General features: G+C 68.0%; 3 protein-coding genes. 2 read left to right on the forward strand and 1 reads right to left on the reverse strand.

The features are described 5' to 3' along the window. Window positions 1–3: 3 nt before the first annotated feature. Window positions 4–2253, forward strand: coding sequence for a molybdopterin oxidoreductase family protein (locus L979_RS09140; RefSeq protein ID WP_047691908.1), 2250 nt, complete (start codon window positions 4–6; stop codon window positions 2251–2253). Next, on the forward strand, window positions 2250–3998 hold the full coding sequence (locus tag L979_RS09145) for an FAD-dependent oxidoreductase (RefSeq protein WP_052209727.1): 1749 nt from the start codon (window positions 2250–2252) through the stop codon (window positions 3996–3998). Before L979_RS09140 ends, L979_RS09145 begins: the two co-directional genes overlap by 4 nt. 46 nt (window positions 3999–4044) lie before the next feature. Here the strand turns inward: L979_RS09145 and L979_RS09150 are convergent. Continuing rightward, on the reverse strand, window positions 4045–5104 hold a 1060-nt coding region (locus L979_RS09150; protein ID WP_047691912.1), incomplete at its 5' end, for a uroporphyrinogen-III synthase.

A 5104-nucleotide genomic window follows, 5' to 3' on the forward strand; every position in this document is an offset into this window, starting at 1 on the left:
GAGGTGGCACCGAGCCGTGTGGCCACCCACTGTCCTTACTGTGCCCTGCAGTGCGCGATCACCCTGACCCGAACCCCGGACGGAGTGCAATTGGCACCGCGGGATTCCCCGACCAACCGCGGTGGGCTGTGCCGCAAGGGATGGACGGCAGCCGAGCTCCTGTCGGCCGGGGACCGTCTGACCCGCCCCTTGCGCAGAGTTGGCACCGGCGACGACGGCGAACCCCGCTGGGAGCCGTTGAGCTGGGACGATGCGCTGGACCTGATGGTCAATCAGTTCAGGCACATCCAACAGCGCCACGGGCGTGACGGTGTCGGGATTTTCGGCGGGGCATCCCTGACCACGGAACGGGCCTACCAACTCGGGAAATTTGCCCGAATCGCGCTACGGACCTCACGGATCGACTACAACGGACGGTTCTGCATGTCCTCAGCAGCGGCTGCGGCCAATGCCGTGCTGGGTCTGGACCGCGGCATGCCGTTCCCGCTCACGGACCTGGACCAGGCTCGCACCGTGTTGTTGGTGGGATCGAACCCTGCCCAGACCATGCCCCCGTTCATCCAGCATCTGGCCACAGCGCGTGCCGCCGGTGGGCTGATCGTGATCGATCCCCGGCGCTCTGTGACCGCAGCGCTCACGGAGTCCGGTGGAGGACTGCATCTGGCCCCGCGGCCGGGAACGGATCTGGCGCTGCTTTTGGGGATCACGCATGTGATCGTGCGTGACGGGCTGACCGACCAGGAGTATCTGGCCGAACGCACCACGGGGTCCGCCTCCGTACTGGCCTCCGTGGCCCAGTGGTGGCCCGAGCGCGTGGAATCGGTAACCGGGGTGGCCGCGAACCAGATCGAGCAGGCTGCTCGCTTGTTGACCCGTGATCGGGCCGGGACCTACGTGTTGACCGGTCGTGGCGCCGAACAACACGTGGACGGCGTGGACACCGTGATTGCCGCAATCGATCTGGCGTTACTGCTGGGACTGCCGGGCCGGGTCCGTTCCGGATGGGGAACGCTGACGGGCCAGGGCAACGGGCAGGGCGCACGTGAACACGGACAGAAGGCGGATCAACTGCCCGGCTATCGGATGATCACCGACCCGGCAGCCCGCAAGCACGTGGCCGGCGTATGGGGTGTGGACCCGCAGGTCATTCCGGGTCCGGGGATTCCTGCGGCTCGGCTGCTGACCACGCTCGGGACCCCCGATGGGGTCCAGGGTCTGTGGATCAACGGCTCCAACGTGGTGATCTCGGCCCCGGACGTCGAAGAGGTCACCCGGGGTCTGAAGCGTCTGGAGTTCCTGGTGGTCTCCGACTTCTTCCTGTCCGAAACTGCACGGCACGCCGATCTGGTGCTGCCCGTTGCGCAGTGGGCCGAGGAAGAGGGAACCATGACCAACCTGGAGGGTCGCGTGCTGCGTCGTCGTCGTCTCGATCCGCCACCCGGTGAGGTGCGCGATGAACTGTGGATCATGGCCGAACTGGCCAAACGGTTGGGGGCGCCGGGCACGTTTTCGACGCAGGCGGCAGAGGTGTTCGAGGAACTGACTCGCGCCTCGGCCGGTGGCAAGGCCGACTACTCCGGGCTCACCCACGCCGAGCTGGATGAGTTGGAAGGGGCGGAGGAAACCAACGCGCGGCAGTGGCCGGTGACACCGGTTTCCCCGCGCGGAACACCGCGGATGTTCCTGGAGCGGTTCGGCCACCCGGACGGTTTGGCCCACATGATTTCGGTGCAACCACGCTCAGCGGCTCGACGCATCAACCTGGGGCCAGGACACGATCGCGTGGTGGTGCCCGCGCCGCCACCGCCGCCGGGTGCCACCGGAGCCACCGGGGCCGATGTGGAACTGACGTTGACCACCGGACGCCTGCTGGAGCACTACCAGTCGGGGACCCAGACTCGCCGCGTTGCCTCCTTGAACGCGGCCGCCCCCGAGGCCCGCGCGCACATCCACCCGGTGGTGGCCGCTTCCATCGGTGCCCACGACGGCGCCACCCTCCTGCTCGCCTCGGCGGTCGGCACCGCACGGGCCACCGTTGCGCTGGACACGGACATCGCCCCGCACACCGTGTTCCTGCCGTTCCACTTCGCCGGGGAACACACGGTCAACCGTCTCATCAGCGCCGTCACGGATCCGGTGTCCGGAATGCCCGAGTTCAAAGCTGTGCGCGTGCGGGTGGCCGTGGCTGCCACCGAGCCCGTGGCGGCCGACACCGCAGTCGAATCACCCGAACCGCAGGAGGCCCCAGCATGAACCCGGATCGGCAACTCAACGGCCTGGAGGCGGAATCGATGGCTTTCCGCGCCCGCAGGGCCCGTGCCAAAGTGCCGTTTGCGGCAGGCGAGCACCTGGTGATCGTCGGGTGTGGTCCGGTGGCGGCCCGTCTGGTGGACGATGTGCTGCCCATGGTCCAAGCCGGGAGGTTGCGGGTCACCGTCATCGGTGCCGAGGAGCATCTGGCCTACAACCGGATCCTGGTCGGCGAATACGCCGTGGGTCGGGTGAGCCGGGAAGCATTGACGATCGCAGATCTGGACGCGTGGCGCCGTGCGGGAATCCAGCTGTTGCTGGGCAGTGAGGTCACCGGACTGGATCGCACGCGACGCCGTGTCACGGTGCGCCGCAACCCAGCCGGCGCGCTGGCTGGTGGGTCCGCAACCTTGCCGGGCGGCGCCCCCACGAGTGGTGCAAGCGCACCATACGCCACCGGCGTGGACGGTGACGGGGCCACCGCGGTTGAGCTGACCTGGGACCGCCTGGTGCTGGCCACGGGTGCCCGGCCCGTTCGGCCGAACCTGCGGGGCATGGACCCTTCACCGGATGGTGCGGATCTGCCCGACGGCGTGGTGGCCCTGCGTTGTCTCGAGGACGCGGAACGGGTCCGGGCAGTGGTGGACAACGGCGGTGAGGTCGTGGTGCTGGGTGGGGGAGTATTGGGCGTGGAGGCGGCTCTGGCCGCAGCAGAAACCACGGGGCGGGCCACCTTGGTGCACGCGGGCACCCACCCCATGGAACGGGTCCTGAGCGAAACCACCGCGCAGTTGGTCACCGGGTGGTTGAACAAGGCCGGGGTTCGGTGCGTTTCGGCCCGGGCCGTGGGGGTCACCGTTGATGACGATGGGCGCTTCACGGCCTTGGAAGCGGCCAACCAGGCGCCCGTGACCGGGGATCTCCTGGTGCTCTCCTGCGGTGTGCAAGCCCGAACCGCACTTGCCGAGCGTGCCGGTCTGCGAACCCGCCACGGGATCGTGGTGGACCACGAACTACAGGCTGACGTGGAAGGGCGGGTCTTTGCGCTGGGTGATTGCGCCGAGGTGCTCTGCCGCGATCCTGCGTGCGAACCATGCGTGCGTCGGGCAACGGGTGAATTGCCGAGTGCGCCGGCCGGCATGATTGCTCCCGGGTGGCGACAGGCGGAGTATCTGGCGGCCCGGTTCCAGGCGGAACTGGGACCTGATCCATCCGAGGGTCAGGGATCGCCACTGGTTGAACCGTTACCCGCTCACGAACCATCGCTACTGCGTCTCAAGGCCAGGACCATCGACCTCGTGGTCCTCGAATCGGGGGAAGGTGCTGCGACCACTGCGCGCGGGATCCGTTTCACCGACGATGCCCTGCACCAGGACCTCCACGCCGAACTGGAGCCTGACGGGCGGTTGCGCCGCGCCGTCGTCCTGGGCAGACCGCGCGCCTTGGCCTATCTGAGCAGCGCGTTGGAATCCGGTCGAACACTGCGCGGGGACCTCACCTACCTGCTGTCGCTGGATTCGGACTGGGCGGCCCCCGAATCCGAGACCACCGGTCCGGAATCGGTGGTGTGCCGGTGCGCCGGGGTCACCCGCGCAGCCTTGGAGACGGTGATCGACGAGGGTGCCGACTCGACCGAAGCCGTCAGTGCCGCCACGCGTGCGTGCACCGGGTGTGGCACGTGCCGCCCGGAGATCCAGGCCCTGTTGGCGCAACGTGTGAAGCGACTGACGGTGCCCGGGGCGGTGTGAACTTCAACTCCAACGACGACGGCTGTGGGCTTGTTCGGCCTCTGCCTCACATGTGCGGGGTCGGTCGCTCCAGGGCGTAGCCACGTTTGACCACCGTTCGGATCAGCGCAACCGGCAGCTTGCGACGCAAACGGGAGACCGTCATTTCCAGGGCATGCGGGCCTTCCAGCCCTGGAACAGCCTTGATCAGCTGGGCGCGTGTAACCACCGCACCATTGGCCTTGGCCAGCGTTCTGATCACGGCCACTTGTTGGGGCGTCAGCCAGACTTCGGCCTCCCCAACCACCAAATGCGCGCCGCGGAGTTCCAGGTCTCCGTAACGGGTCTTGACCCGCAGCCGATCGCGTTCGGCGCGTTCACACATCAGCCGGACGATTCCGGCCAGCCGAGCCCTCTTCGGCATCACCGGCTGCACGCCGACGTCCAGCAGGGGACGGGCACACACCTCACCCACCACAGCGGCGGTCACGGAACCGTCGGTCAAGGCGCGGAGGAACTCGTCGTGGAGGCCGCTGTCGCGAGCCACTTCAAGGACGGCATCCACCGCCGGGGCTGCCGTGAAAATGATCGCATCCACCCGGCGGGCACACGCCTCCTGGATCAGAGACTGCACCGCAGGGCGGTCGGTGTTCTGCAACCGGTAGGGAACCAGGGGCTGGACATCGTGCCCGGTCTCCAGGAGGCGTTGGACGACGTCGTCGTCCAAGGCGCCCGGCAGCTGCACCGCAACCCGCGTGGCCGGACCCGCGATGATGCGATCAACACCTTCCTCCAAGCTGGCGACAACGGTCAGCGAGGCTGGTTCCAGATCCAGTGCGGCCACCTGACCGGAGGCCTTCGAACCACGGACCACGAGGTCCACGGTGGAGATCATCTCCCGCAGGCGTTCTCCCAATCCGGTGGCTTCGGCCGTCTCCAGCCAGCGCCGTAAACCGTATCCGGTGGAGACCAACAGGACCTCGGGGTGACCTTCGAGCAGGGCGCGCGTGGCATTGATGACCGGAACATCCTGATCCGCCGGTACCACGGACAGCGCCGGAGCATGTACCACCTGTGCGCCGCGCTGCTGCAACGCGGCGCACAGATCCCCGCCGCGGCGGGCCGCC

It is taken from the genome of Kocuria sp. ZOR0020 (assembly GCF_000800955.1).
GTDB classification, from domain to species: domain Bacteria; phylum Actinomycetota; class Actinomycetes; order Actinomycetales; family Micrococcaceae; genus Kocuria; species Kocuria subflava.